20 protein-coding genes, 2 tRNA genes and 2 pseudogenes are annotated in these 25,288 nt (G+C 63.5%); 11 read left to right on the top strand and 13 right to left on the bottom strand.

Going from position 1 to position 25,288, the window contains the following annotated elements; all coding sequences use genetic code 11:
* Window positions 1-162 precede the first annotated feature (162 nt).
* From AC1DK4_RS31820 to AC1DK4_RS31805, 4 genes are all read left to right on the top strand, one after another.
* Window positions 163-236, top strand: a tRNA-Gly gene (locus AC1DK4_RS31820).
* Window positions 237-238: 2 nt separating this feature from the next.
* A tRNA-Ile gene (locus AC1DK4_RS31815) sits at window positions 239-317 on the top strand.
* 282 nt (window positions 318-599) lie between these two features.
* A complete protein-coding gene (locus AC1DK4_RS31810; protein WP_441624495.1) occupies window positions 600-1,310 on the top strand; it encodes a TolB family protein in 711 nt (236 codons plus the stop codon).
* A 266-nt stretch (window positions 1,311-1,576) separates the two neighbouring features.
* Window positions 1,577-1,897 (top strand): H-NS histone family protein, encoded by a 321-nt coding sequence (locus tag AC1DK4_RS31805; RefSeq protein WP_441624493.1) that lies wholly within the window; start codon window positions 1,577-1,579, stop codon window positions 1,895-1,897.
* A gap of 407 nt (window positions 1,898-2,304) precedes the next feature.
* Here the strand turns inward: AC1DK4_RS31805 and AC1DK4_RS31800 are convergent.
* Both AC1DK4_RS31800 and AC1DK4_RS31795 read right to left on the bottom strand, forming a co-directional pair.
* Window positions 2,305-2,562 (bottom strand): annotated as a pseudogene (locus AC1DK4_RS31800) (transposase); the annotation flags it as partial.
* A 105-nt stretch (window positions 2,563-2,667) separates the two neighbouring features.
* On the bottom strand, window positions 2,668-5,424 hold the full coding sequence (locus AC1DK4_RS31795; protein WP_441623385.1) for a UPF0182 family membrane protein: 2,757 nt from the start codon (window positions 5,422-5,424) through the stop codon (window positions 2,668-2,670).
* Window positions 5,425-6,351: 927 nt separating this feature from the next.
* Between AC1DK4_RS31795 and AC1DK4_RS31790 the strand changes: the two genes are divergently transcribed.
* A complete protein-coding gene (locus AC1DK4_RS31790; RefSeq protein ID WP_441623383.1) occupies window positions 6,352-7,362 on the top strand; it encodes a CAP domain-containing protein in 1,011 nt (336 codons plus the stop codon).
* A 497-nt stretch (window positions 7,363-7,859) separates the two neighbouring features.
* Here the strand turns inward: AC1DK4_RS31790 and AC1DK4_RS31785 are convergent, their stop codons facing one another.
* The 3 genes from AC1DK4_RS31785 to AC1DK4_RS31775 form a co-directional block, all read right to left on the bottom strand.
* The gene (locus tag AC1DK4_RS31785) at window positions 7,860-9,461 is read right to left on the bottom strand and encodes a UxaA family hydrolase (protein WP_477132008.1); all 1,602 of its coding nucleotides are present in this window, start codon (window positions 9,459-9,461) and stop codon (window positions 7,860-7,862) included.
* Window positions 9,462-9,470: 9 nt separating this feature from the next.
* Entirely contained in the window at window positions 9,471-10,649 is a 1,179-nt protein-coding gene (locus tag AC1DK4_RS31780; protein ID WP_441623379.1) for a UxaA family hydrolase, read from the bottom strand.
* A gap of 222 nt (window positions 10,650-10,871) precedes the next feature.
* Window positions 10,872-12,617: an IclR family transcriptional regulator domain-containing protein gene (locus AC1DK4_RS31775; protein ID WP_441623377.1), complete on the bottom strand. Its 1,746-nt coding sequence runs from the start codon at window positions 12,615-12,617 to the stop codon at window positions 10,872-10,874.
* 49 nt (window positions 12,618-12,666) lie between these two features.
* Here AC1DK4_RS31775 and AC1DK4_RS31770 point away from each other — a divergent pair, with 49 nt between their 5' ends.
* Genes AC1DK4_RS31770 through AC1DK4_RS31755 form a run of 4 tightly spaced genes read left to right on the top strand, consistent with a single transcriptional unit; the run spans window position 12,667 to window position 15,755 of the window.
* Window positions 12,667-13,488: an RraA family protein gene (locus AC1DK4_RS31770; protein WP_441623375.1), complete on the top strand. Its 822-nt coding sequence runs from the start codon at window positions 12,667-12,669 to the stop codon at window positions 13,486-13,488.
* A gap of 26 nt (window positions 13,489-13,514) precedes the next feature.
* Window positions 13,515-13,964: a nuclear transport factor 2 family protein gene (locus AC1DK4_RS31765; protein WP_441623374.1), complete on the top strand. Its 450-nt coding sequence runs from the start codon at window positions 13,515-13,517 to the stop codon at window positions 13,962-13,964.
* A 4-nt stretch (window positions 13,965-13,968) separates the two neighbouring features.
* Window positions 13,969-15,468 (top strand): aldehyde dehydrogenase (NADP(+)), encoded by a 1,500-nt coding sequence (locus AC1DK4_RS31760; RefSeq protein ID WP_477132007.1) that lies wholly within the window; start codon window positions 13,969-13,971, stop codon window positions 15,466-15,468.
* Entirely contained in the window at window positions 15,462-15,755 is a 294-nt protein-coding gene (locus tag AC1DK4_RS31755) for a Dabb family protein (protein ID WP_441623370.1), read from the top strand. Before AC1DK4_RS31760 ends, AC1DK4_RS31755 begins: the two co-directional genes overlap by 7 nt.
* A 93-nt stretch (window positions 15,756-15,848) precedes the next feature.
* Here the strand turns inward: AC1DK4_RS31755 and AC1DK4_RS31750 are convergent, their stop codons facing one another.
* Window positions 15,849-16,982, bottom strand: a complete 1,134-nt coding sequence (locus AC1DK4_RS31750; protein ID WP_441623368.1) for an L-talarate/galactarate dehydratase — start codon at window positions 16,980-16,982, stop codon at window positions 15,849-15,851.
* A gap of 17 nt (window positions 16,983-16,999) precedes the next feature.
* Window positions 17,000-17,989, bottom strand: a complete 990-nt coding sequence (locus tag AC1DK4_RS31745) for a Bug family tripartite tricarboxylate transporter substrate binding protein (RefSeq protein ID WP_441623366.1) — start codon at window positions 17,987-17,989, stop codon at window positions 17,000-17,002.
* 385 nt (window positions 17,990-18,374) lie between these two features.
* On the opposite strand from AC1DK4_RS31745, the gene AC1DK4_RS31740 reads away from it, so the two are divergent.
* The gene (locus AC1DK4_RS31740; protein ID WP_441623364.1) at window positions 18,375-19,352 is read left to right on the top strand and encodes a LacI family DNA-binding transcriptional regulator; all 978 of its coding nucleotides are present in this window, start codon (window positions 18,375-18,377) and stop codon (window positions 19,350-19,352) included.
* Between the two features lie 27 nt (window positions 19,353-19,379).
* On the opposite strand, the gene AC1DK4_RS31735 is transcribed toward AC1DK4_RS31740, so the two are convergent.
* Both AC1DK4_RS31735 and AC1DK4_RS31730 read right to left on the bottom strand, forming a co-directional pair.
* Entirely contained in the window at window positions 19,380-20,474 is a 1,095-nt protein-coding gene (locus tag AC1DK4_RS31735) for a mannonate dehydratase (RefSeq protein WP_441623362.1), read from the bottom strand.
* A 173-nt stretch (window positions 20,475-20,647) separates the two neighbouring features.
* On the bottom strand, window positions 20,648-21,373 hold the full coding sequence (locus tag AC1DK4_RS31730; RefSeq protein WP_441623387.1) for an MFS transporter: 726 nt from the start codon (window positions 21,371-21,373) through the stop codon (window positions 20,648-20,650).
* A gap of 18 nt (window positions 21,374-21,391) precedes the next feature.
* On the opposite strand from AC1DK4_RS31730, the pseudogene AC1DK4_RS31725 reads away from it, so the two are divergent.
* Window positions 21,392-21,652, top strand: a pseudogene (locus AC1DK4_RS31725) (MFS transporter); the annotation flags it as partial.
* Window positions 21,653-21,914: 262 nt separating this feature from the next.
* On the opposite strand, the gene AC1DK4_RS31720 reads toward AC1DK4_RS31725, so the two are convergent.
* The 4 genes from AC1DK4_RS31720 to AC1DK4_RS31705 are packed head-to-tail and all read right to left on the bottom strand — an operon-like array spanning window position 21,915 to window position 25,154.
* Window positions 21,915-23,027 carry an SDR family NAD(P)-dependent oxidoreductase gene (locus AC1DK4_RS31720; protein ID WP_477132006.1) on the bottom strand — a complete coding sequence of 371 codons (1,113 nt, stop codon included), beginning with the start codon at window positions 23,025-23,027 and terminating at the stop codon, window positions 21,915-21,917.
* An 11-nt stretch (window positions 23,028-23,038) separates the two neighbouring features.
* Window positions 23,039-23,851: an aspartate dehydrogenase gene (locus AC1DK4_RS31715; protein WP_441623356.1), complete on the bottom strand. Its 813-nt coding sequence runs from the start codon at window positions 23,849-23,851 to the stop codon at window positions 23,039-23,041.
* Window positions 23,848-24,615 (bottom strand): alpha/beta fold hydrolase, encoded by a 768-nt coding sequence (locus tag AC1DK4_RS31710; protein WP_441623354.1) that lies wholly within the window; start codon window positions 24,613-24,615, stop codon window positions 23,848-23,850. The genes AC1DK4_RS31715 and AC1DK4_RS31710 overlap by 4 nt, the downstream gene beginning before the upstream one ends.
* A 14-nt stretch (window positions 24,616-24,629) precedes the next feature.
* Entirely contained in the window at window positions 24,630-25,154 is a 525-nt protein-coding gene (locus AC1DK4_RS31705) for a cupin domain-containing protein (protein WP_441623352.1), read from the bottom strand.
* Window positions 25,155-25,288 lie beyond the last annotated feature (134 nt).

Genomic DNA, 25,288 nt, shown 5'->3' with positions numbered 1-25,288 from the left:
GCCTTTCGCAACCATAGTGGGCGTTGGGAGCCGTTGCCAGGCGCAGGCTCGCTCGACGAGATGGCCCAGGTGGTCGTCACGCTCCTGGAGCCGTACCTACAGCCTGATAATTATTAAATCTATTTACGGGATGTTGTACTAGCTGCTATCATGCCGCGCACTGCGGGTGTAGCTCAATGGCAGAGCAGAAGCCTTCCAAGCTTACGACGAGGGTTCGATTCCCTTCACCCGCTCCATAGGGCCTCTAGCTCATGCCTGGTTAGAGCAGCGGACTCATAATCCGTTGGCGCCGTGTTCGACTCACGGGAGGCCCACCATTTAAATCAAGGGGTTACAGCATTTGCGCTGTAGCCCCTTGCTCGTTTTGGTGCCCGTGTAAGAGCCTTGTTAGCGGATTTGGTCAACCATGACCGCCGTTATTCGCATTGCCATTGAGGCGCCCCCGTCAACTTGTCCATGCTGCTCACGTTTCAATGTTGGGCAAGTTGAACTACCTTGGCAAGAAGCGGGCTGCGGCACAGTTACGCAAGCAGAGTAGCCCCTCATAATGTCCGTCGAGGAAAATGCTCGAAGGAGGGGGCGCTATGCCGAGGCTACCAATGAACCTGCTATCGATTGCCCTGCTGCTTGTTACGCTTTTTGCCACGGAAGCAAACGGGGGCTCTGTTAGGGCAGAAGATGGAAATATTGTCTTTGTCGATGACAGCGGCTTCGCGAGACAACTCACCACGAGCGGGCTAGATGCCACCCCAACCTTATCTCCCGACGGCAAACGTGTTGCCTTTGTTCGTCGAACACCTCACCGACCAGTTGACACCGCGCTTGGTTCGGAAGATGCGGAGCAAATCTGGATAGTTGGTGTCGACGCCTCGGGTGCGCGTAGCCTAGTTGAAGGTCGCGCTCACAAAAACCCAAAGCAGGCTTTAGCCGGGCTAAATTCGCCGGTCTTTTCGCCGGACGGACGCTCGATCTACTTCCTAAGCACGGCATGGGTTACGTCACGGGCCGTTCACATAGTGAGCGTCGGCGATGCGGAAGAGCGATTCGTTACCGAGGGAAACACCCTAGAAATTGTCCACGCGGGTAAATACAAGGGCACCCTTATTGTGAACAAGCACAAGTATTGGCTTGGTGGGGGCTCATATGACTGGTTCTGGCTCGTATCGCCAACTGGTCAAGAAATAGGCCCAGTAGGGCCGGAAGACGGAAACGTAGGCCGTAGGCGCATTCAAGAACCTGTTCGTGAAGTAGCACCTCAAGAGCCCTCTAATTGGGGCGACGGTCGGCCAATGCACTGGCGCCGCTGGTGAGCGCTGGTCTAATGCCGGCACGCCCGCAATGGGCTCTAACTCATCTTCAGGCGGGGACTTTTTGCCGGGAACCCGTATGCGCGCTTAAGGGCGGTTGCCATGCGTTTGTCATCGCCGAATTTCCTTTCCGCCAAGAGCCAAACCAGAAATCAATACGACGAGCTCGTCCGGGCTTAATTGGCCAGCAGCTTTTAGACAGCGAATACCTTGCGAACCGTCTCCGGAATGAGTATAAGTCGATTGTGACTGGAAAATTGGAGAAGACAATGGCAACGTATCAGGAACTGGTGGCGCAGAAGCAGGCGTTGGAAGCCCAGATCGAAGAGGCGCGCACCAACGAAGTCGCGACCGCTATTGAGCAGATTCGCGATCTGATGGCTCGGTATAACCTGTCGCCGGAGGACGTGGCGCCGCGGCGGCGTCGGGGCCGACCTGCCGGTGCCGCTACCGCTCCCGCTGCCGAAGACAAGCCGGCACTTCCCCCGAAGTACATGGATCCCAAAACCGGCAAGACATGGTCGGGACGCGGCCGGTCGCCGGCGTGGCTGGGCAAGCGCCCCGAGCGCTTCCTTATCCCGCAGGAATGACCGATTGCGCGCGCGTCGTCCTTGGCCGATAGTGCTCCAATCGGCTATCCAAGAACCTATAGGCTTACTAGGACGTTCTGTGTGACGACGTGAGCGGCGGCCGCGCAACCCGACGCTCAACGTTGCGCGAAGGTGCGACCCAGAAAAAAGCGGCTCTCGACCGGTAGCGAGAGCCGCGGAACGTCCATGAAGAAGTCGGGCAACCATTGCGTGTTGCCCGCACCCAGTATCCGCCAAGCCGCGAGAGCACGCAATTGAGGTCGCTCAATCGGCAGACATGCACAGTAGCCGGTAACTAACAGCCGACGCCTTGGTTCGACCACGACAATCCCGACGGATGCAGACGAGAGGAAAGGGCAGGGCGACTTGAGAAGCGCGGATGTGCTTTAAGCGGCCGATGGCGAACGGGCCAGGCTCAAGAGAATCTCTTCGCAGAGGCGACGCCCGGACCGAATGCCAAAGCAGTAGCCCACGATGAGCATGCGGACCATCAGCTCTGGATCTATGGACCTCCGGTGTGGCAGCAATGAGGCGCCAGATGCTGGCGCAGATCGACAAGATCAAAGAATCGATCAATGCCTCATAAGAGGTGATTCGAGGGTATGGTCGTCAAGGTTGAACGAGTAGAAGAGCCGGTCCTGCGATCCACTTTGTTGACCCATCATGGCTGATACCCTCGTCGATCGATGATCTCAGGGAGAGTTGCCGACGCCAACTGATGCCGAGTCTTTCAAACAGTATCGGCCGGAGGCTGCCGTTGGGCAGTCAGGTTATTTCCGTCCATCGGAACCTTCCGTGCCGAGCGCTTCAAGCAGTGGGCGCATGGCATCGAGTTCCATGCCAAAGCCGCCCCAGTCTCCCGCCTTCAATCGCTCGATGGCTCGGTTGTAGTGCGCTAATGCGTCGCGGGCGCGCTTGCCTCCGGCGCCTCCGGGCGGTATCCCCGCCGGAGGCGTATCCTTGAAGAGCGCCGCCAGGGCCGCGCCCAGCGTTTCCTCCATGACGACGCGGTCTCCATAGGCGACGATCACGCGCTTCAACTCAGGCAATTGCCCGGATTCCGCACGTAAGTAGAGCGGCGAGACGTAAAGAATCGAGCCCTCGATGGGCACGACCTGCAGGTGGCCGCGGATGACGCGCGAACCCATCTGGTTCCACAGCGAGATCTGCTGTGAGATTTCCGTATTTTGCTGGATGCGTGCCTCGATCTGGAACGGGCCGTAGACCAGCTTGTCCTTGGGGAACGTGTAGACAACGAGTTTGCCGTAATCGGGTCCATCGCAACGCGCCGCCAGCCAGGCAATCATGTTCTCGCGCCGGCTAGGTACCATCGGCAGCATGAGAACAAACTCGGCACGCGGCTCCGCGGGAAGCCGCACGATCATGTAGTAGGGCATCATCGGCGTGGCGGGAGCCTTCGCCGCGTCGATGTCGGCCAGGTTGCGCGGGAACTGCCAGAGATCCTCGCGGTTATAGAAGACTTCCGGCGCTTCCATGTGGTACGCGCGATAGACCTGTGCCTGGATCAGGAACAGATCTTCAGGGTAGCGGATATGCTGCCGCAGCGTCTCTGGCATCTTGCCCAGAGGCTTGAACAGGCCCGGGAAGATGCGCTGGTACGTTTGCACGAGCGGATCGGCAGGATCGCTGACGTAGAAGTCGACCGTGCCATGGTAGGCATCGATCACCACCTTGACCGCATTGCGGATGTAGTTGTCGCCATCCTCGGAACCCGGCGGCGAGTACGGGAACCACCGGCTGGTAGTGTAGGCATCCTGGATCCAGAAAAGGCGCCCGTCGCTTACGACGATATAGGGATCATGGTCGATGGTGAGGAACGGCGCGATCGTGCGCACCCGATCCTGAATATTGCGATGGAGCAGGATCCGGCTCGCGGGCGCGACATACTCGCTTACGAGAATATTGGGATCGCTGAATTGCCAGGCGAAGAGTGCCTGGAGCGCCAGGTTGCCAATGGCAATGCCGTCCCGCCCGTGATAAGTCGTGTAGACATTTTCCTCGGCCTTGGGATAGTCGAATTCGGGCGTGCTGCCATTGACGATGACGTAGTCCTTGCCGCCTTCTCCGAAATACAGCCGCGGCTCCTGGATGGTCGGCCCGCCGGTGGAGACAGGCGGAATATTCTGCAGATAGAGGGTCGGCAGGCCTTCCGGGGATTTCTCCTTGACCGGTGACATGACGACGCCATTGCCGTGGGTGAACAGGAGATGCAGGTTCACCCAGGTCTGGGCGTTGGCCGGAAGCAGCGATGGCTCCAGTTCCCGCGCCGACAGCATCACCTGCTGGTAGCCGGCACTGAGCCAGTATCGGTCGATATCGGTCGCAAGGAACCGGTAATAGGTTCTGATCTCCTGCAACTGTGCGTAGGTATCCCGCAACGGCTGCAGGTCCCACAAACGGATGTTGTCGACGGTTGCCCGATTGGCGTCGAGCGCGGCGAGATTCAGGTTTTGTTCGGCCGGAAACGGCTTTACCGCGATCCGCGCCAGCCCATAGGCCTCCCGCGTCAACGCAATACTGTTCCTGATATACGGCGTCTCAAGCTGTAGTTCGTTCGGCTTGACGTAGAACCGTTGGAACAGCGCCGGATAGATCAGGGTGAGTACGATTGCGCCGCCGAATATCGTCAGTATCGAGACGGCGGGAACCCGATAGTCCCGCCAACGCAAATTGGCCCATGTCGCGACCGCGGCCGCGGCGGCGAGGCCCGCAAGTAACCACAGGACGGGCAACTGGACGTGGGCATCGGTATAGCTGGCGCCCACCACGACACCATTGTCGCCGTAAAGCAGCAGAAAGCGATCGAGCCAGTAAGACCAGGCCTGCAGGAGGAAGAACAAGCCCAGCAGGATCGAACCGTGCGCGGCGGCGGCTGGCGACAACCTGCGCGGTGGCAGCATGATCGCGATGTCGCCGCGCAACCCGTAGACCACGGCGGCGACGCCCGCGCAGCCACCGAGCAACAGTTGCAGCCAGTTCCTGAGCGCGACATAGGCAGGCAGCGAGAACAGGTAGAAGCCGATATCCTTGCCGAAGATTGGATCGGCCTTGCCGAACGGCACCTGCTTGACGAAACGAAGCGCGATGTCCCAGTTAGTGATATCACCCGTGGCGATGAGCAAGCCGAGCAGGACGGCCACGCCGGCGATGGTGGTGCGCCAGCGAAGATGCTGCGCGACTTCGCCGATCAATTCACTCAGGACTTCCGGCGCCCCTGGCGGAAGGACCGTGTCCGCGCCCCGCGTGCCCAGGCGCCTTGCATGGCGGTGCGCCAACCATCCGGACAGCCATAGCGCGTACGCCGAAACAGCGAAGACGGCGCCGAACAGAAGCGCCCGGGTGACAAAGATCGTCCAGAAAACGTCGCCGTAGCCGACGGAGGAAAACCACAGCCAGTCAATCAGCAAGCCGATGACGCGCCCGACCATGATCAGGCCAGCAATGACGACCCCAGCCGCGATGGCAATGCCTGGCAGTCGTGTACCGGGCCTCCCGGGCAAGCGCATCGATCATGCTCCTTTCTGGACCGCCATCCATGGCCTGCCGCGGTCGGATGTCGGCGCAATGCTGATCTGCCAGCGGCATGGGGCAATGCCTGTGGGATAGCCGCGATGACGCATCCGGTATCAGTCAAACATCTGCGTGAAGTCGCCCACGTAAACCATTGTAGGTTTGGAGGCGAAGGGTATTGCGTTTGTCACCACACAATCTCCGCCGGCCAGCGTATGTTTGCAGATGACGATGTGCGCCATACACCGCTAGGCCGAGTCGACCGCGGCTGGATATCGAGTCGTGAGCAGCGTCGCTGCCTGCAGGCTGCCGCAGCAATCGGGGTCGCACTTAAACCAATGGGATCGCCGTGCTCATTGTTATGTAGCATAACAATTTAACATAATAATGATTATGTGATTTTTAGTTCACGTCTAGTGATGCACTACCACTTGCCGCCAGTCGACATTGCCTTGCGAGATCCTGCGAGCAGGTTTGCTGCTTCTTGCCGCGAAATCGCCAGAGCGATTGCTAACTGCGGTCGCAAAAGTCGAAGCCATCAAGACCGGGCGTCCACCGAAGGCCTAAACGTCATGCGTGGGGTGGTTGGGGTCCACTCCCTCGAGCACGCGAAACGCTTGTAGTGCGCCTGCGTGACTCGCCGGCCCCTATCGGATCCTGGTGCTACTGCATCCGGGTGCGTTACGTGTCAAACACTAATACTCAGATCCCTCTCCGGGGGTACCTGGACAGTCTCTAGGTTCTTGCATCTGCATGGGCGCCGACGGCGCGCCCTACCCACGCCCCCGGCTAGTCGCGCCAGGCGCGCATGCACCTGTGCACGAATCTTCCCAGTATCGCGTTAAGTCTCCGGAAGCGGATTTACCAGGGTCACCCGCGGATCCTTAGCCCCGCTTGTACAGACCTAAAATAACCGGAAAAACGTGAAACAGAGCCTCTTCGCAATTGCCGCGATGTCTACCTTCGTCGCGGTCTGCGCCAGCATAGGTAGCGCTGGCGCCACCCCTCCAACGATCGCTTCAAACCTGCCACGCACACCGACCATCAGGAAGGAATCGTCGTCTTCTGCTTCGACTGCGATCGCGCTCACATCCACTTACTCCAGAACCGACCCGCGCCTCGAATTCTTCAATGCGCTCAACTCCCTGCGCATCGCAATGGGTGTAGGCGCGTTGCGGCAAGACGCCGCCCTGGACGCCGCGGCCGAGAACCACCTGGAGTATATGAAGCTCAACGCGGTGATGAGCCACACGGAGATCCCCGGGAATCCTGGTTTCACCAGTCCCGATCCGTACCAGCAAGTACTCACCGTGGGCGGCTGGCACAAGCAATGGGTTGGACAGAATGCTTACAACGGCGAGATTGGTCGCTGTCTTGCCACGATGGCGAACTCGGTTTACCACTTGCAAGGGATTACCAGCAATCAGGAGACCATCGGCATTGCCATGCATGACAATTACTGCGTGACGAACTTTGGTGTGGTGACCGCAGCCGGAACCGGTGGCTATGGCCTCGCCCAATGGGGCGGCCAACAACTGCCTCCCGGCACTGGCGCCCACTACCCGGCCGACAATGCCAACGTCCACGGCTTGTTCATTCCTGGCAACGAGATCCCGAATCCAGCGCCCGATCTGGCCAGAGCCGGTCCCCCGATCATGTTTCGCGTCAATGTTGAAAAGCCATCTGACGTGCTGAAGGTCTCGAACTTCATCCTGACGGGGCCTGGCGGCAGTCGCGTACCGGCTCGCATACTCGTGCCTGCCGAATCCAAGGCTGGCTCGGTGGCTTCGGCTGTCGAGGACACGAGCTTGTTTCGAGGGGTAGTGTTCCTGCTCCCCACGCAGCCCATCGCTGCCGGCACATACACAGCAACTTTCGCAGGCTCGCGAAATGATGTGGCGATCTACAAGTCCTGGCGTTTTACGGCGTACTGATCAGCCTCTTCCGCGTCTAGGCAGGCCATAACCGATACCACCGACGGCACGCGCACGTGTGCCAGCGTTTCACCTGATGGAACACCGTTGGGATTGTCAGACCCGCGCCATAGAATCGCCGGACAAACAAAACGCCGGCATTCATCAGGCAATGGATGACGCCCCCATCCGCACAAGTTCACGCGTTCGCACCACACTTTGCGGCATCGCAACGACCTTGCTGAAGGGCTTGTATGTGGAGTCCGGCGGATATGTTCCGTGCGGTGGCCGGTCAAGCAAAGGCTTGTCGGGCGAATTGGATGCGGAACCGTTGGCCGACGGCTGCATTGATCCGTTGCCGGCGCACCCCCCAATGAGCGTCGCCACCGGCCGAGAAACGGGCGAGAAGCTCCACGTCACCAGCGCCCGGCAGTCGGTAGCGCCCGGTGTGCTGCGCTCCGTCCCGGCCGCGGGCCGCCTATTCTGCGTCTCGCGCGGGTGAACCCTGCACCCAGGCGTCAGACCGTGACCCCAACGGGCCAGGGCACAAACTCGTGCTCGCCCACCCCAAGCGCCTCGCTCTTGGTCTTGGTGCCCGACGCGTGGTCCAGAATGCGCGCGAAGATCTCGCGGCCCATCTGCTCGAGCGTGGCGTCCCCGTCGATGATCGGGCCGCAGTTGATGTCCATGTCCGCCTCCATCCGCACGTACATCGGCGTATTGCTCGCCAGCTTGATGGTCGGCGCCGGCAAGGAGCCAAAGCACGAGCCCCGGCCCGTGGTGAAGCAGATCAGGTTCGCGCCGCCTGCAATCTGGCCGGTGGCGGACACCGGGTCGTAGCCCGGCGTATCCATGAAGACCAGGCCATGCTGCGTGACGCGCTCGGCGTACTCGTACACCTCCATCAACGGGGCATTGCCGCCCTTCTTGGCGCCGCCCAGCGATTTTTCGAGCACGTTGGCCAGCCCGCCTGCATTGTTGCCCGGGCTGACCTGGCCGTTGATCTGCGTATCGCGGCCGGCGTTGTAGCGTAGCCACCAGTCGATGCGCGCCACCAGCTTCTGGCCGACTTCGGGCGTGCGGGCGCGCGCGGTCAGCGTGTGCTCGACGCCAAAGATTTCCGACGTCTCCGAGAGGATCGCCGTACCGCCGTTCTCGATCAGCAGTTCCATGGCGCGTCCCAGCGCCGGGTTGGCCGACAGTCCCGAGAACCCGTCCGAGCCGCCGCACTGCAGGCCGATCGAAATATGCTCGGCCGAGACCGGCTCCCGGTGCACGCGGTTGGCCTCGGGCAGCAGCTCGCGGACGATGGCCACGCCGGCATCGACGGCCTTGCGGCTGCCGCCCGCCTCGCGGATGACCAGCGTGCGCAGCGTGGGGCCAGGCGCCAGGCCCTGATCCTGCAGGAAGGCCAGCAGTTCGTTCTCTTCCTCGCCATAGGCCACCACCAGCGCCGCTGCCGTGTTGACGTTGCGGATCGTGCCGCCCAGCGTACGCCGCAGCATCGCCATTGGCTCGCCGCTCAGTTCCATGCCGGCGCCCTGGTCATGCGCAAAGCCCGCTACGGCGTCAACGTTCGCGTATCYGGCGATGGCTTCCGGCCGGAATGCCGAGGCGATCTTGCGCACCACCGCCCCCGCGCGATGGCTGATCGCGAAGATTCCGACGACGTTGCGCGTGGCAACACGGCCGTCCGGCCGCACGATGCCCATGAAGCGGGCGCGCTGCTCCGGCGGCAGGATGCGGGTCGGCACGTAGTCCAGGCCATGGCGATAGTCCTTCACCACATCGTCGAACACGATATTGTGGCTGTGTGCCCAGGTGCCGGCGGGCAGATCCTCGCGTGCGAAGCCGATCACCGTGTTGTACTTGAGGATCGGCTCGCCGCGCTGGATGGCACGCGTAGTCACCTTGTGCCCGGCCGGCACCTTTTCCAGCGTGAGCAGCGCCGTGCCGCCGCCTTCGTTGGGCACCAGCGTGCCGGCCTCCACCTCGACGCGTGCCACCACGACGTTGTCTTTCGGATCCAGCCGGATAAACGGGTTGCGCAGCACATCGGCGGACGGCTTGGCGGCCGGCGGAATGCGGAGCGGCTTCGGTTCTACAGTGACTTTGTTCATGGGAATTCCTTATGCAAAGACGCCGATCGACCAGGGCATGAATTTCGATTCGCCGGTGCCAAAGTATTCGCTCTGCGCTTGCTGTCCCGATGCATACGCGAGCCACTGCTGCAGCAGCCGCAAGCCGGCCTGCTCGGCACTGGCACCTTCGGCCACCAGTTGCGACCCATCGATATCAAGGTCGTCTTCGTATTCGGCAAACTGCGTGGCACTCACGGCGACGTTTACGGTCGGCACGGCGGCGGCGCCGAAGCCGGTGGCTTCAGGCCGGGCCACGCACAGCAGCGTTGCGCCCGAGGCCACCTGGCCGCTGGCGCACACCGCCTCATGACTGGGTGAATCCATCAGCACCAGGCCGTGCTGGCCGTCGGCGAGCGGCTCGGCGTACCGGACAGCGGCGTCCAGCGCACCGGCGCCATACCACGCGGGCACGCCGGGCGTAGCCTCGGCAGGCTTTACGGTGTCACGGCCGGCCGTGTAGGCGCGCCACCAGACGATGGTCTGTTCGACTTCCTGCTTCAGCGCATCGGTCCTGGCCCGCTGCGCCAGCCCGGCACCCGTGGCGGCAGTGTCGGAAACGATAACCGTGCCGCCGGCCGCGACCAGTTGATCAGCGGCCGCGCCGATGGCGGCCTGGACACGCGACGCTTCGGCATCGAGCGCTTCGCCCTGCAGGCCGACCGTCAGGTGTGCGGCCGACACCGTCTGGCGCGCGAACTGGTTGGCTGCCGGCAGCATGGCTTCGATGGCCTTCACGCCGGCCTCGATCGAATTGGTGGTGCCGCCCACCTCCTGCAGCACCACCGAGTGCAACATGGGCCCTTCCACCAGTTCCTCCTGCTCCAGGAACGCGTAGATGTTGTTGCGGTCGCACCCCAGGGCCAGCACCACGGCGCCGGCCACGTTCGGGTTGCGGATGCTGCCGCCCAGCGTGCGGCGCAGCAGGTCCATCGGCTCGCCGCTCTTTTCCATGCCGCATCCGAGCTCGTGGATGAACGGCACGACGCCGTCCACGTTGGGATAGGCGGCCAGTCGTTCGGCCGTGAAATGGTCCGCCACCTTGCGGGCCGCTGTCGCCGCGCAGTTGCCGACGATCAGCACGCCCAGGTAGTTTCGGGTGGCCACGCGACCGTCGCCGCGTACGTATCCCTGGAACTGGAGCGCCGATGTGTTTGCAGCATTGGCCATGGACTGGGGTCTCCGGTATAGCCAGGTCGTCCCACGTCCTGGACTTTGTCATTGCGGATGGCAACCCCCGGCTCAGTGCCCGAGGTATGTCTCACATGCTATAGACCAGCGCCCCGTTACGGAATCGTCGGATGCGCCGTTCCCGTGCACGATACCCAGCCAGTTCCAGCATGTGGAAAATCCGGGCGATTGTTGAGGATCGGCCTCGCAGGCCACGTGCCGCTACAGGTGCAGTTCGAACAGGCACCCCGACAACGCTGCCTTGCCCAGCACATCAAGCGGCACCTGCTGCCGCGACGACGTGATGAACAGGCGGTCGCCCTGCGCCCCGCCCACGCAGACGTCCGACGGACACGGCACCGGCATGCCGACCACCCGGTCCAGCGTGCCATCGGGCAGGAACCGCATCACGCTCCAGCCGTCGCACAGCGCCGTCCAGATACCGCCGCCGTCGTCGATGGCCAGGCCATGTGGCCTGCCCGCGCCTTTGGGTACCGTGGCCAGCCGGCGCACTGCCCGGCTCTCTGGATCCAGTACGAGAATCGAGCCAGAGCCCGGCGTCGTGGCATACAGGTGGCCGCCATCGGCGGACCAGCGCAACGCTTGCACGGGTTCGGCGATGTTCCATTGGAGCTGCCACGCTTCGCCCTCGCGCCACGCGCCAACCTGACAGCCACCGGCTGACACAGGCACCGCCACCCACAGTGTGCCGTCCTTGTCCGCGCACAGCGCCCGCACGCCAGACGCCGCTCCTTGCCAGGCGTCGGCCGGCCGTATGCTGCCATCCGCGCCCACGATTGCCACGCCGTTGTCGTGCACCACAAGCAGCGCATCGCCCATCGGCTGCATCGCCCGAATCGGCGCCTCGACGCGCACCAGCACCCGATGCTGCATGGTGCCGTCGGGGGCCACATCGAGGCAGCGTACCGCCGGCGCGAGCACATCGGCCCACCGCAGGCGGTTCGCATCCGCGTCCCAGAACGGATACGCGCCCTGAAACGCCCATGGCCCCGGCACCGCCTGCACGGCGCTGCCGGGTGCAATGGGCTTGAGTGCCCCGATTTCCGCGCCCACGCGCCGCGCGGCCTCGGCGATCTCCGGACCCAGCAGTTCCAGCCGCTCGCGCGTCAGCCGGTACGCCGGCCCGGCCACGCTGATCGCCCCGCGCACCGCGCCCTGGCTGTCGACGATCGGCGCGCCGACACACCGCACGCCCAGCACGATCTCCTCGTCGTCGATGGCATAGCCGCGTGCGGCCGTGATGTTCAGTTCGGCGTTCAGGCGACGCCGGTCCGTGATCGTCAGCGGCGTCAGTGGCTTGAGCGTCAGTTCCCGCACGATGTTGTCACGCGCGGCGCCGTTCATCGCCGACAGGATCGCCTTGCCCTGGCTGGTGCAGTGCAACGGCTTGCGCTGGCCCAGCGCTGCCGCCGAGCGCTCGCTATGCGCGCCGTCGCAGCGCTCCAGGGAAATCACCTCAAGTCCGTCCAGCGTCGCCAGGTAGCACGTCTCGCCGGTCAGGTCGCGCAGACCACGCATCTCATTGGCCGCGGCCGCCACCAGGTCGGGCATCGTGTAGGCCTGCCGCGCCATCTCGAAGCAACGAAAGCCCAGCCGGTAGACCTTGCGCGCGGGATCACGACGTAGCATGCCGCGCGCCACCAGCGTGGCCAGCAGGCGATAGATCGTCGTGCGGGGCAGCGACAGTTGCTCGGTCAACTCAGTCTGGCTCAGCCCGTCGGGGGCCGCGCCAACGGCCTCGAGTACATCGATGGCCTTCTCGATTGCGCCGGTACCGTCACCAGGATTCGCGGACATAGCGGTTTGTCTCAGTATTTGGAAATCGGCCGCCGATTCGCCGTCGGCGCCAGCCTGCGGCCATTCTAAAACCGCCGAAAGCTGACTAGGATGCCTGCAAGGCAGCGGCGCGACGCACACGATCCACGCTGGCTGCAGCTGTCCCAGCATATGGGACAAATCAGAGCACACCCAACACTTTCATTCAGCGAGACACAGCATGCACGTCGTCACCCCGCCGCCGCTCACCACCATTCCGCAACGGGCTCCGGCCCCCTATGTGCCGGATTCCGTACTGGACCGCCTGGCGAAGGTGACCAGTGGATCGCTCACGACCCAGCTCTACATCAAGGGCTTCCGCCAGCCCGTATTGCATGGCCTGAAGCCGCTGAACACGAAGATCAAGCCGTTTGCGGGCCGCGCGTACACGATGCGATTCATCCCCGCGCGCGAAGACATCGACGTCTACGGCAACCTGACCACCGAACCGTCGGCCGACAATCTGCAATGGGTCGGCGTCGAGCAGATCGAAGCCGGCCATGTGCTGGTGATCGACAGCAACCGCGACGGACGCGCCGCCTCGATGGGCAACATGCTGATCACGCGGATGATGATGCGCGGTGCACGTGGCGTGATTACCGACGGCACGTTCCGCGACGGCGTCGAGCTGTCCCAGATGGACTTTCCGATCTGGAGCACCGGCGTCACGGCCACCACGCGGTTGTCGTATCACCACGTGGCGGACCTGCAGGTGCCCATCGGTTGCGCCGGCGTGGCCATCTATCCCGGTGACGTGATCCACGGCGACGGCGACAACATTACCGTCGTGCCCGCCCATCTGGCCGAGGAAATGGCTGATCTCTGCGAACGGCGCGACGACATCGAGGCCTACCTGGCGCTGCGCGTGCAGGCCGGCGAGGCGTTGTGGGGGCTGTACCCGCCCTGTGAAGCCACACGCGCCCAGCATCGCGAATGGGTGGCCGCCGGCCGGCCGCGGATCGCGCCCGTCACCCCGATTGCGGCCGCCGGCGGCGCCCGCTGAATCCCGCCACTGCCAAGGAATTCCGCATGACGACATTCACGCCCGACTACTACGACGCCCTGATCCGCCGCTACTTCGACGCCTGCAACGCCGCCGACTACCGGGGGCTGGTGGACTGCTTCACACCCGACGCGGTGCATTACTTCCCGGCCGGGCTGCCCGAGGTGCCCTGGCGCTCGGCCGACACCATCGCAAGGAAATGGATCTGGTGCGTCGAGACGCTCGGCTCGCAATGGACCATCGAACGCATCCTGATCAGCCACGACAAGCCCGAGGCGATGATCGAATGGACGCACTGGAAGAACAAGAGTGGCACCGCCCTGCGCGGCGCCGAGTGGTACGACTTCGATCCCGCCACCGGCAAGATCAAGGAGATCCGCGCCTACTACGCGTCTCCAGCCGACAAGACCGCGACCATCAACGAGCTGGTGGCCTTTGACTATGCCGCGCGCGGCTATCACCTGAAGAGCGAGTAAGCGCGTGACCGATACCCCAACCCTGCAATCGATCGATGCCCGCACGGGCCAGCCGTCAGGCCAAGCATGGCCGGCATCGACGCCCGCACAGATCGCGGCCACAGTGGCTGCGGCATCCGCGGCGTCCGCCGACTGGGCAGCGAGCACCGGCGCCACACGGGCGCGTCTGCTGCGCGGCCTTGCCGAAGCACTGGAGGCCGGACGCGAGCGCCTTATCCCGCTGGCCGACCGAGAAACCGCGCTTGGTACGGCGCGGCTCAATGGCGAACTCGATCGCACGGCATTTCAGTTGCGTGGATTTGCCGACGTGGCCGAACAAGGCGCCGTGTTTGCGGTTCAGGACGATGCGGCCGTCGCTGGCGCACCGCCTGCCGGCCGCCCTCGCCTGACGCGCGTCCGCGTGCCGCTCGGTCCCGTGGCGATGTTCGCGGCCAGCAATTTCCCGTTTGCGTTCTCGGTGCTCGGCGGCGACACGGCGTCTGCACTGGCCGCCGGTTGCCCCGTGGTAGTCAAGGCCCATCCCGCCCATCCGGAATTGTCGCGGCAGACCGCGGCGCTCGCGCGGGAGGTAATGGCCAACCAGAAGCTGCCTGCCGGGTTGATCGGCTTTGTGGAAGGCGCGGCCATCRCCACGGGCGTCCAGCTCGTACAGGCAGACGCCATTGCCGCCGTGGCATTTACCGGTTCGTTCGTGGGCGGCACGGCGCTGGCCAGGATCGCGGCGCAGCGGCCGCGACCGATTCCGTTCTTCGGCGAACTGGGATCAGTGAACCCGGTGATCGTGTTGCCGCCGGCGTTGCGCGGCGATGCCACGGAACTGGCGCAGACGCTTGCCGGGTCCATCTGCCAGGGCAGCGGCCAGTTCTGCACGAGCCCCGGGGTGATCCTCGTGCCGAAGGATGCGGCTGGCGACGCGTTCGTCGACGCGCTCGCCACGCAGCTTGCCGGCCTGACCCCGCATGCCATGCTGACGCCGGGTATCCGTCACGCGTTCGACAAGGGTACCGCGCGCTGGGGCCAGGCGGCGGGCGTCCGTCCGCTGGTGGCGGATGTGGCCAATGCCGATGCCACGCCGCGCCCGTATCTGGCGCAAACCGACGCCGCAACCTTCATCGCCAATACTGGCTTGCATGAGGAAGTATTCGGCGCGGCGGCGCTGGTGGTCCGCACCGATGCGCCGTCGCAGGTCATCGACATGCTGCGTGCGGTAGGCGGATCACTCACGGTGACGCTATGGGGTGTCGACGCCGGCACGGGCGCACCCGATGCCGCAACGCTTGCCCTGGTTCGCGCCGCTTCCCAGGTGGCGGGGCGCGTACTGTTTGCAGGCGTGCCGACGGGTGTTGCCGTGACCGCCGCGCAGCACCATGGCGGCCCGTTCCCCGCGTCGACGGCACCGGCTACCACGTCGGTGGGCTACGCCGCCCTCGACCGCTTCCTGCGTCCCGTTGCGCTGCAGGATGCGCCAGCCTGGCTGATCGACCGCAAGGGGGTGCCATGCTGAGACACATCGTCCTGTTCCGGCGCAAATCCGATGTGGCGCCAGACGCCCCGCGCGAGGCCGCGCTTGCGGCGCGCATGGCGGCCCTTGGCGCCGGGATTCCAGCCATCACTTCGTGGCATTTTGCGCGCAACGAGATGGACCGGCCGATCTGCTGGGACTACGTGCTGGAATCGGAGGTGGCCAATGCAGCCGCGCTCGACGCCTATCTGTTCCACCCGTTGCACCAGGCGCTCGTGGCAGACCTGAAGCCGTACTTCGAGTGGGCCGCCGTGGACTACACGCTGTAGGCCCACCCGGCAGGCTGCCGTGCAAGCGCGTGGCCTGTGCAAGAAAAGGGGCGCCTGACAATCAGGCGCCCCTTTCTGCTTCAGGGCCCCGCTTCAGGGCCGCTTGCCGAAGCTCGCCGTATCCTTCGTCCAGCGCCGGGCCTGTTCGCTCAGGCTGAAGCCAAGACCTGGACGATCGGGTACCACCATGCGCCCGTCGCGCAATTGCAGGCGCTCGTTGAACATCGGCTCCAGCCATTCGAAATGTTCAAGCCACGGTTCGCGCGGATAGGCGGCCGCCAGATGCAGATGGATCTCCATCGCGAAATGCGGCGCCAGCCGCAGCCCCTTGAAATCGGCAAGCTGCATGATCTGCAGGAACGGCGTGATGCCACCTACACGCGGTGCGTCAGGCTGCACGAAATCGCACGCACCCGCCGTGATCAGTTGCGCGTGCTCGCCGAAACTGGTCAGCATTTCGCCAGTGGCAATGGGGGTGTCGAGCGATGCGGCCAGCGCGGCGTGGCCTTCGGTGTCGTACGCATCGAGCGGCTCCTCGATCCATACCAGGTCGTAGGCCTCCAGGGTACGACCCATGCGTTGTGCCGTGGCACGGTCCCACTGCTGATTGGCGTCCACCATGAACGGAAAGGCGTCGCCCAGATGTTCGCGCACGGCCTTCACGCGCCGCAGGTCTTCGGCGGTATCAGGCTGGCCAACCTTGATCTTGATGCCGCCGATGCCGTTCTCGCGCGACTTGTCGATGTTCTTGAGCACCTGGTCGAGCGGCATCGACAGGTAGCCACCCGACGTGTTGTAGCACTGCACCGAATCGCGGTGCGCGCCCAGCAGCTTGGCCAATGGCAGTCCGGCGCGGCGGGCTTTCAGGTCCCACAGCGCCACGTCGAACGGGGCAATGGCCTGCGTGGTCATGCCGCTGCGCCCCATCGATGCGCCGGCCCACAACAGCTTGTTGAACAGGCGGCCGATATCGTTGGGATCCTCGCCGATCAGCTCGCCGGCCAGCTCCCTGGCATGCGCGAACATGCCGGGGCCGCCCGCCCGCTTGGAGTAGCCGAAGCCGGTGCCCGAGTGGCCGTCCTTTGTGAAGATCTCGGCAAAGATGAACGCGATCTCAGTCAGCGGCCGCTGGCGGCCCGTCAGCACCTTGGCGTCGCTGATGGGTGCGGCCAGCGGCAGGATGACCAGCGAGAGGTCAATGGATTCGATACGGTCTGAAGTCGTCATGATGGTTGGATGAGGAGTTATTCGGCCTTGATACCTGCGCCCTGGATCACCTTGGCCCAGCGGTCGGTTTCGGTCTTGACGAAAGTCGTGTAGTCATGCGAGTTCGACGCCACCACGACGAAGCCGTTGGCTTCCAGTTTTTCGCGCGCGGCGGCTTGTTTGAATGCCGTCATCATGGCGGCTTCAAGCTTGTCGACGATCGGCTTCGGCGTGCCCTTTGGTGCGGACAGGCCCACCCACGACACCGCCGAGTAACCGGGGTAGCCGGACTCCGCAACGGTCGGGACATCCGGGAACAGCGGATTGCGCTGCTCGCTGGTCACGGCAAGCGCGCGCAGCTTGCCGGCCTTCACGTAGGGCAGCACGGCATCCTGGTTGACGAACATCGTCGGGATCTGCCCGGCCAGCACGTCGGTCAGCGCGGGCCCACCTCCGCGATACGGCACGCCCACCATGTCCAGCTTCGCCGTCTGGCGCAGCAACTCCATCGCCAGGTGCCCCGACGAAGCGTTCGTCACGCCGTAGTTGACCTTGCCTGGATTCGCCTTCACATAGGCGACGAACTCCTTGAATGTCTTCGCCGGGAAGGATGGATTGACCACCAGTACGTTCGGGCCCGATTCAAGCTGTGAGATATGGATGAAATCCTTCGACGAGTCGTAGTTCGGCCGAGGCGACATGCCATGCGCAATGGCATTGCTGCCGATACCCGACAGCAGCAGCGTGTAGCCGTCCGCTGACGCCTTCGCCGCCTGCTCCGCGCCGATCACGCCGCCGGCACCACCCTTGTTCTCGACAATGAACGGTTGCTTCAGCACCTTGCCAAGCTGGTCGGCAATCAGGCGCCCCATGATGTCGCTGGTGCCACCCGCGGGGAACGGCACGATGATGCGCACGGGCCGGGACGGCCAGTTGTCCGACCCCTGGGCCAGTCCGGCAAACGGTGTGCAGAGCGTGGCGACGGCCGCAGCCGTGCACGCCGCAAGAAAGCTTCTGCGGTGCAGCATGTTGTCTCCTGATTGTGGAAGGCCCGTTCTTGGAATGGGATGTGGCGGGCCCGATGTCGAAAGCGTGTGCCGCTAGCTGGGCGCCGTTGCCGGCGCCGATCGATGACGCGCCGGCTGGATCGTGGATGCGGATGTCATGCGCGGTGTGTGGTGTTGTCGCGGTGATCGCCGGGCCAGCCTGCCCGGCGGCTTTGACTTGCTTCCATTCTTCGAGAAGCTCACTGACAATACAAGCCGCTCCATGGCACGGCGCGAGGCACGTCCCACGGCTTGGGACGGAATGCGGCCAGCCCCGGCGGCGGCCGATGTTTGGCGCACATTTCCGCGCACTGACCCTTCCTTAACGATGTCCTCTGATTCGTCGCACCCCGGAAACAGCAGCAAGATGATCGACGTGGCGCGCGTGGCCGGTGTCTCGCGTGTCACGGTGTCACGCGCTATCAGCCACCCGGAGCTGGTGTCGCCGCAGACACTGGCGCTGGTGCAGGCCGCCATCGCAGCGCTTGGCTACGTGCCCAACCTCAATGCGGGGAGCCTGGCGACGCGCCGCTCGCGCATCGTCGGCGCCATCGTGCCCACGCTGTCGAATGCCTGGTTCGCAGAGACGATGGATGGCCTGGGCGAAATCCTTGAATCGGGTGGTTACCAGCTACTCCTGGGGCAATCGCGCTATCTGGAGACCGGCGAGGAGGCGTTGATCGATACCTTCATCGGTCGGCAGGTCGATGGACTGGTGCTGACGGGCGTCGAGCATGGCGGCGCGATCCGGCGCAAGCTGCGCGCCTTCGGCAAGCCCGTGGTCGAGACCTGGGACCTGACCGACGATCCGATCGACATGGTGGCCGGCTTTTCGAACGAGGGCGCGGGTGGCGCCGTGGCGCGGCATCTGGCGCAGCGCGGCTATCGCCATCTGGGCTTCCTCGGCGCGCATGAACACCGCGCCGCCAAGCGGCTGGCAGGTTTCCGCGAAGAGGTGGCACGGCTGGGATTGCCGGCGATCGAGACCGAGGTGGTCGCGCCGCCGTCCTCCATCGAGGACGGTGCGCGGATGATGCGCGTACTGATGGCACGCGCGCCACATCTCCAGGCCGTGTACTGCAGCAACGATACGCTGGGCGTGGGCGCCCTGCTCGCCTGCCGTCAGGAGGGGTGGGCCGTGCCGCAGCGTATGGCCGTGGTGGGCTTCTCCGATCTGGCGATTGCTTCAGCCAGCCAACCCGCATTGTCCAGCGTGCGCGTGCAGGCGCGCGAGATGGGCAAGCAGGCCGCCCGCATGCTGCTGTCCCGTCTTGTCGACGGTGGCGACGCCCTGCCGCCGGTGGCGGACCTCGGTTTCAGCGTAGTCGCACGTGAAAGCAGTTGACGGCGCGCCGGGACGCGCATGCCTGTGTCAGGCCTGCCGTGCCGGGGCCGTCGACCACGCTCCCGCCGCCTGCACTAGGCCGCGCGTATAGCCAAGCGCAAAGGACATGAAGCGTTCGCGGTTCTCGTCCAGATCGGAAACCGGCACGTGGTCGGGACACAGCGGGCCGGCATAGCCGCCGCGCTGGTACGCCTTGATGGCCTCGAACATGTCCACATCGCCTTCGTCGGGGAAGACCTCCTGGAAGTCGAGATAGCCGCCGCGGATATTGCGGAAGTGGACCATGAAGATGCGTCCCGTCGCTGCGAATTCCTCGATGACCGGAATCATCGCCTTGCCGGGCTCGGTGAACATCTCGGCCACCGTGCCCTGGCAGAAGTTGAGCCCGTGGTTCGGGCTGTCACTGAGCGCCAGGAAGCGGCGGATGCCGTCGGCCGAGCCGACCACGTGCTCGATGCCATTGAGCCCACCCACCGGATAGGCGGGATCGTGCGGATGGCAGGCCAGCCGCACGCCGGCGCGGTCCGCAGCGGGCACCAGCCCTTCCACCAGGAACTCGATCGCGTCCCAGCCGGCCTGCTCGGTCACGGCCGGCACGTCGCGCGCCATCTTCTGGCCGCACAGCATCGCGCTCTGCGCGCCACCCTCTTCCTGGTTGGTGGGATAGCCGACGCCCCAGTAGGAATGCTTGCGGTCGTCCTCGGGCGAGTACTCGGCATACACGAAGCCCGAATTCTGCGCGCCACCGCGGCCGGGTTTCAGTCCGGTGCGCGTGATCCCCACCATCTGGACGTTGTACTTGAGGCAGGTGATGCCCGCATCGGCCGCCTTCTGGATGTTCTGTGCCAGCATGTCGCGCTGCCGGCGGGCGCTGCCGAGATCGACCAGCGAATCAAGCAGGATCGACCCGACATCGAGCGCGAACACGTCGAGCTTTAGGCCGAAGCCTTCCACCCAGCGCCGATACGCGACCAGCTTGCCTGTATCCCAGGCAGACACGCCGCCCGTCGCCGAGACCAGTTCCGTGCCGCGATTGTCCAGGACCACGCTTTCCACACCCAGTTGCGTGGAGAGCCGCAAGCGGCGCTCGTCCGGATTCAACAACTGTTCGCTGATATACATGTATTGCCTCCGCCATACTCGAGAAATGAACACGTGTTCATTGTTGTCGCGGCGGGATTCCGGGGCAAGTTGCAATGCGTTGCGAAGCGGGTTGTTGCGCCGGTTTGTCCCACGCTCTGGGACGCCATGCCGAAGCGTCGTCCCAACGGGCTTTCGGTATGTGTACGTGTTCACTACGATTCGCCCAAGCAGCCCCGCGACGTCGATTCGGACCGGGGCAATACATTATTCGGAGACGCTGCATGTCCGGCATACATGACCCAGCCGCCCCCAAGGCCGGCTCTTATCGCTATATCACCCTGGCCCTGATCACCATCGTGTTGGCACTGAGCACAGGCGACCGCGCCACGCTCTCGGTGGCTGGCCCCCATATGGCAAAGGAACGCCAGGCTCATCAGGGCAATCACGAGCCAGTCGGTGTCCACATAATTGCAGGCGATCATGCTGGCGCTGAGCAGCAGCCCGATCGTGATAGGCAGCTTGCGCGCCAGCGTCAACGAACCGGTGCGGCGTAGCAGCGCGTCGGACACAAATCCCGTGGAAACCCCACCGATAAAGCCGCAAATGGCCGGCACTGCGGCGACGAAACCGGCCTGCAGGATCGAGAATCCGCGTCCGTTGACCAGATAGCTTGGGAACCACGATACAAAGAACCACGTGATCGAGGTGATGCAGTACTGCGCAATGAAGATGCCTACTAGCATCCGGCTGCGGAATAGCAGGCCGATGTCGGCCAGGCGTGGCGGTGGCGCGTCGCTCTTGCGCTTGCCGCCCAGGTGAACCAGCGCGCCGCCCGCCTCGATATGGGCGATCTCGGCGCGCGTGACGCGTGGATGCTCGGCCGGTGAGAAATACGTGCGCATCCAGACGAGCGCCAGCAGGAGGCCCAGGCCGCCCATCACGGTAAAGATATGGTCTTCGGCAAGGGCTTCGGCTCGCTGGGGTGGACGGTGGTGGCCGATACCGCGCCCGCGCGTATCGTCGGCAGCACCGGTGGCGTGTTCAACGCCGTGGGCAACGTGGCCGGCATCGTGACGCCGATCGTGATCGGCTACATCATCGCAGAGACGCATTCATTCAGCGGTGCGCTGGTCTTCGTGGGAGCACACGGGCTGGTGGCCATCCTCTGCTATTGGCTCGTGGTTGGCCGCATCAAACGGATGGAACTGCCCGATGCGCCCACACCGGGGCCAGTCGGGACCGTTTCCTCAGGCCCTGGCTATCGCATGTCGGCCTCCGACGCCACGCCTTCCGCTTGAAACCAAAGCGGGACCACCGACATGGCCGAACTGGCTAGGGGTCGTACTTTCCGTGAGTTTTCTGGCGATTTGTCCCGGAAAGTGCGATCCATCAAGGACTTACATATACACAGATCGCGCGAGACTCATTGCGGCGAAACACCTTGCCACAGGCGGCTGCGAGCCCTGCTACCGCCATTTTTTACACGGAAGGTACGTTCACCCCTTCTATCGCCGCCACCTCTACGCGAGCCAATCCAGTGCTGATGGCCGCAGGGACATCGGGCGACACGGTCTCGCCAATCGCTATCACTCCGTTCGGATCCGGGAACTCCATGGACCACGTCGACCAGCCAGCGGGGCCGCTGGCTTCGAGCCGCTCGAGCAGCTTGCCGACCGCGCCAACCTTGCAATAGAACCTGAAGAGCTGGACGGTTCTGCCGGCGTTGCTCCGGCAAAGTGTGACGCGCTTTGGGCTGAGCATCGACAATGTCTGGCCGTCGATCAACCGCGTGGCGTTGGCGATAAAGTCCTCGCGCCAGGCGGGCTTAGCAGACAGAGCGACGCGTCGCTCAGCGCGATGATCCAGCGATGCATACTCCCACAGGTGTCGGAACGTTACGCGACCTTCGTGGCGCTCGATCCACGCTCCGCGAAGGACCCCAAACTCGGTTCCACGAAGCGGCATGCACACGCCAGTGAATAGATCCCAGTATCGGTCCCAGTTTGGCTGTAGGAAGTGGTACTCGCGGAGTTCGTGAACCATGTTGCTTCCTATCGTGCCGTATAGCCACCGTCGACCGTGAACATCGCGCCAGTGGCGAAGCTCGACTCGTCGGATGCAAGAAAGAGGATCATCTGGGCGATATCCATAGGCTCTCCCATCTTGTTCAACGGCGACCGTGCTTCGAGGCCCTTGCGGAAAGCGATCGGATCGGCAACTTCCTTGAACATCTTGTCGTAGTAGCTCGAGTTGATGACACCGATTGACGTCGATAACACTATCCCACGCATCCTCCTCCAGCGTCACCACACTGCCGAGCGTACCGAAGCCTGCGTTGTTGACGAGGATGTCAATGCCACCGAAATGCTCGGCAGCGTGTCGGATCATCTGCCTGACTTGCTCGCTACTCGCGACGTCGACTTCGATAGCCAGCGCATTCTTGCCGATGCGCGCGGCAACAGCACGCGCATTGTCAATGTTCAGGTCCGCAACGATCACCTTCGCGCCCTCGCGCGCAAAAAGTTCTGCGGTGGCTTCGCCGATGCCCGCTCCAGCGCCGGTGATCAGGGCGACTTTATCTTTGATTCTCATTTTGCTCTTCCTTAAAAGATGACGTGCTGCAGTTGTTTCAATACGGCCTCCTCGATGCTCAGCGCAGCAAGCCACGAGGTGCGAGGGTTGTCGGGCAGTGGGTTGTTTGCGAGCAGCACCTTGATGCAGCCGAAAGGGCCTGTGGCCTCCACCTCGTGGACATTGCGGGCTACGGTGGGATCAGCGATCAGTTCCACCTGGGTCGCATCGAATCCGAGTCCGGACAAGGCGACGGCTGCGGTGACATTGGCGTTTTTGGGATAGCTTGCCGAGGCCTCGGCTGCAGTGCCGCGGAAGATCGTGGTTGGTGCCGCTATCGAGTTGAGATCGAACTGCGTCTCGGCGGGGGAACCCAACCACGCACGCGGCGGCTTGCGGCCTACATAGACCACACTATCCAGACCCGCTGAGCGCGCGGACCTGAGTGCATCCAGCCCACCAATCGCACCGGAAACCAGGATCAGCCTGGTCTCCCCCTGTTCGGCGGCCTGCCTCAGCCGCTGGTGCAATCCCTCGTCCGCTAGCGCACCGATCGATGCGATGACGACCGGTATGCCCTGCCGAAGCAACTCAGGAACGGCTGCGCTCACTGCGGCATGACCCGCGCACTCGATAACCAGGTCCGGCTTCCAGGCAACCAGCGACGCAACGTCGGAGCACAAGGAGATGTCATAGAGACGCATGAAGGCGTCTGCATGACCGGAGGGATCGATCGCGGCGAAGCTAGCTTCCGGAAGATGGCGGCTGCGCAAAGCCTCAAGGACGCGCTTACCGATTGCCCCGAGTCCAAGGAGTGCGACTCGCGAGATGCTGGTGGTGTTCATGCTGCGCTCTCCCAGAATTTGTTCAACATGGCCACATAGGCCACCGTGCGGGTAACCGGAGCAAAGTGCCCGCCAGCAAGCTCTTGCAGGCAGGCGCCCGGAATCAAGCGCGCGAGTTCTTGCGAGTGGTGGAAAGGAATGATGTAGTCGTCCTGGGCACCCACCACCAGAGTGGGGGCACGCAGAGCAACGAGTTCCTTGTAGCGGGTGTAGTCAAGCAGCATGTCGATCCGTGCAATCACCATGTCGATATCGACATCTGCAGTCATCGGGAAGTCCAGCCGAGCCTCGGTTGCGAGATGCTTGCCGTACCACTCCGAGGGATAGGCCGTCAGCTTGGTCAGCGTGTTGTACGCATCGCCGCCAAGCTCTCGCAGCACATGCTTTCGGAAGGCAAAGAAGTCCTGGAATCGTTTATCCGGCTTCGCCCAACCGCTACTCAGCACGATCGACTTGACGCGCGGCGGGAAATCCAGAGCCATGGCCTGCGCGACCAGTGATCCTGTCGAATGGCCGATGATGTCGGCCTGCTCGATGCCGCGCTCGTCAAGGCAGCGGATCACCGCATCCGCAATGCCGGAGATCGTCGGTGCGCCTTGGATCCTGCTTTTACCGACGCCGGGATGGTCGAGTGAAATCACTCTCCGGGAGGTCTCTAGGATCTCGACCACGGGCCTCCAGAAGGCGGCGAGGCCTCCCAGTCCGGAGATCAGGACAACCGGCTCGCCGGCGCCCCGATCAAGCGTGAAGATATCGTCAAGCAAGGCCCAACCTCACGTCAGTTTTTGGTGTAAGCGAATACGCCGTTGCCAGCGCTTTCGATCTGTGCGATGTTCTCCGGGCGATCAAACGGCTCCGGCGCGGTTTCACCATGGGCGCGCGGCCGTCCCACCTCGCGGAAGAAAGTCTCCAAGCCACTCGGTGTCATGAACCACACCCAGTGAAGATCGGTGTCCCCGGTGTTCACGAATGTGTGAGAGTTGTGCTTGCCCAAGAACAGCGTGACGCCGGGCTCAAGTTTGTACTCTTCGCCGTCGACGATGGCCGTCCCCATGCCGGAGACGAAATGGAGGATCTCCTCATTGGCCGGGTGAGCATGCTCACGAACGCGACCGCCTTGCGGCAACGTTTGCGTGCCCATCGCAAGATCGCGCTGCATCTTGGTCAGTCCTGGCGCGACGACTACTGATACATGGCCGTTAGCCGGCTTCGGCTGCCAGTAGCTCACTTCGGTTTGACGGCTGAAGTAGTAGACAACCCCCTTCTCTTGGGCGGCTTGCTGCTGATTCGTGGTGTTGGTCAACGGTTTTCTCCTGAGAGACAGTTTGTCGTGGCCCACCTAGCGTGGTTCACGGAAATGTAATCCATTACATTTTTTATCGGCGTTTGGCTGTTCGGAATGGACTGCTGAGCACGACATTTGGGGGGCGCGCCAAC

The organism is Cupriavidus sp. 05N38 (assembly GCF_056397345.1).
The sequence above is the reverse complement of the archived record's forward strand: the minus strand, read 5'-3'. Positions and strand labels throughout refer to the sequence as shown.

Excerpts from the sequence above, each read along its gene's own strand:
- AC1DK4_RS31780 (WP_441623379.1), bottom strand. The coding sequence starts at position 10,649 with ATGGCCAATGCTGCAAACACATCGGCGCTCCAGTTCCAGGGATACGTA.
- AC1DK4_RS31735 (WP_441623362.1), bottom strand. The coding sequence starts at position 20,474 with ATGTATATCAGCGAACAGTTGTTGAATCCGGACGAGCGCCGCTTGCGG.
- AC1DK4_RS31810 (WP_441624495.1), top strand. The coding sequence starts at position 600 with ATGAACCTGCTATCGATTGCCCTGCTGCTTGTTACGCTTTTTGCCACG.
- AC1DK4_RS31775 (WP_441623377.1), bottom strand. The coding sequence starts at position 12,617 with ATGCTGGGACAGCTGCAGCCAGCGTGGATCGTGTGCGTCGCGCCGCTG.
- AC1DK4_RS31765 (WP_441623374.1), top strand. The coding sequence starts at position 13,515 with ATGACGACATTCACGCCCGACTACTACGACGCCCTGATCCGCCGCTAC.
- AC1DK4_RS31805 (WP_441624493.1), top strand. The coding sequence starts at position 1,577 with ATGGCAACGTATCAGGAACTGGTGGCGCAGAAGCAGGCGTTGGAAGCC.
- AC1DK4_RS31750 (WP_441623368.1), bottom strand. The coding sequence starts at position 16,982 with ATGACGACTTCAGACCGTATCGAATCCATTGACCTCTCGCTGGTCATC.
- AC1DK4_RS31715 (WP_441623356.1), bottom strand. The coding sequence starts at position 23,851 with ATGAACACCACCAGCATCTCGCGAGTCGCACTCCTTGGACTCGGGGCA.
- AC1DK4_RS31740 (WP_441623364.1), top strand. The coding sequence starts at position 18,375 with ATGATCGACGTGGCGCGCGTGGCCGGTGTCTCGCGTGTCACGGTGTCA.
- AC1DK4_RS31795 (WP_441623385.1), bottom strand. The coding sequence starts at position 5,424 with ATGCGCTTGCCCGGGAGGCCCGGTACACGACTGCCAGGCATTGCCATC.
- AC1DK4_RS31745 (WP_441623366.1), bottom strand. The coding sequence starts at position 17,989 with ATGCTGCACCGCAGAAGCTTTCTTGCGGCGTGCACGGCTGCGGCCGTC.
- AC1DK4_RS31720 (WP_477132006.1), bottom strand. The coding sequence starts at position 23,027 with ATGAGAATCAAAGATAAAGTCGCCCTGATCACCGGCGCTGGAGCGGGC.
- AC1DK4_RS31755 (WP_441623370.1), top strand. The coding sequence starts at position 15,462 with ATGCTGAGACACATCGTCCTGTTCCGGCGCAAATCCGATGTGGCGCCA.
- AC1DK4_RS31730 (WP_441623387.1), bottom strand. The coding sequence starts at position 21,373 with ATGGGCGGCCTGGGCCTCCTGCTGGCGCTCGTCTGGATGCGCACGTAT.
- AC1DK4_RS31770 (WP_441623375.1), top strand. The coding sequence starts at position 12,667 with ATGCACGTCGTCACCCCGCCGCCGCTCACCACCATTCCGCAACGGGCT.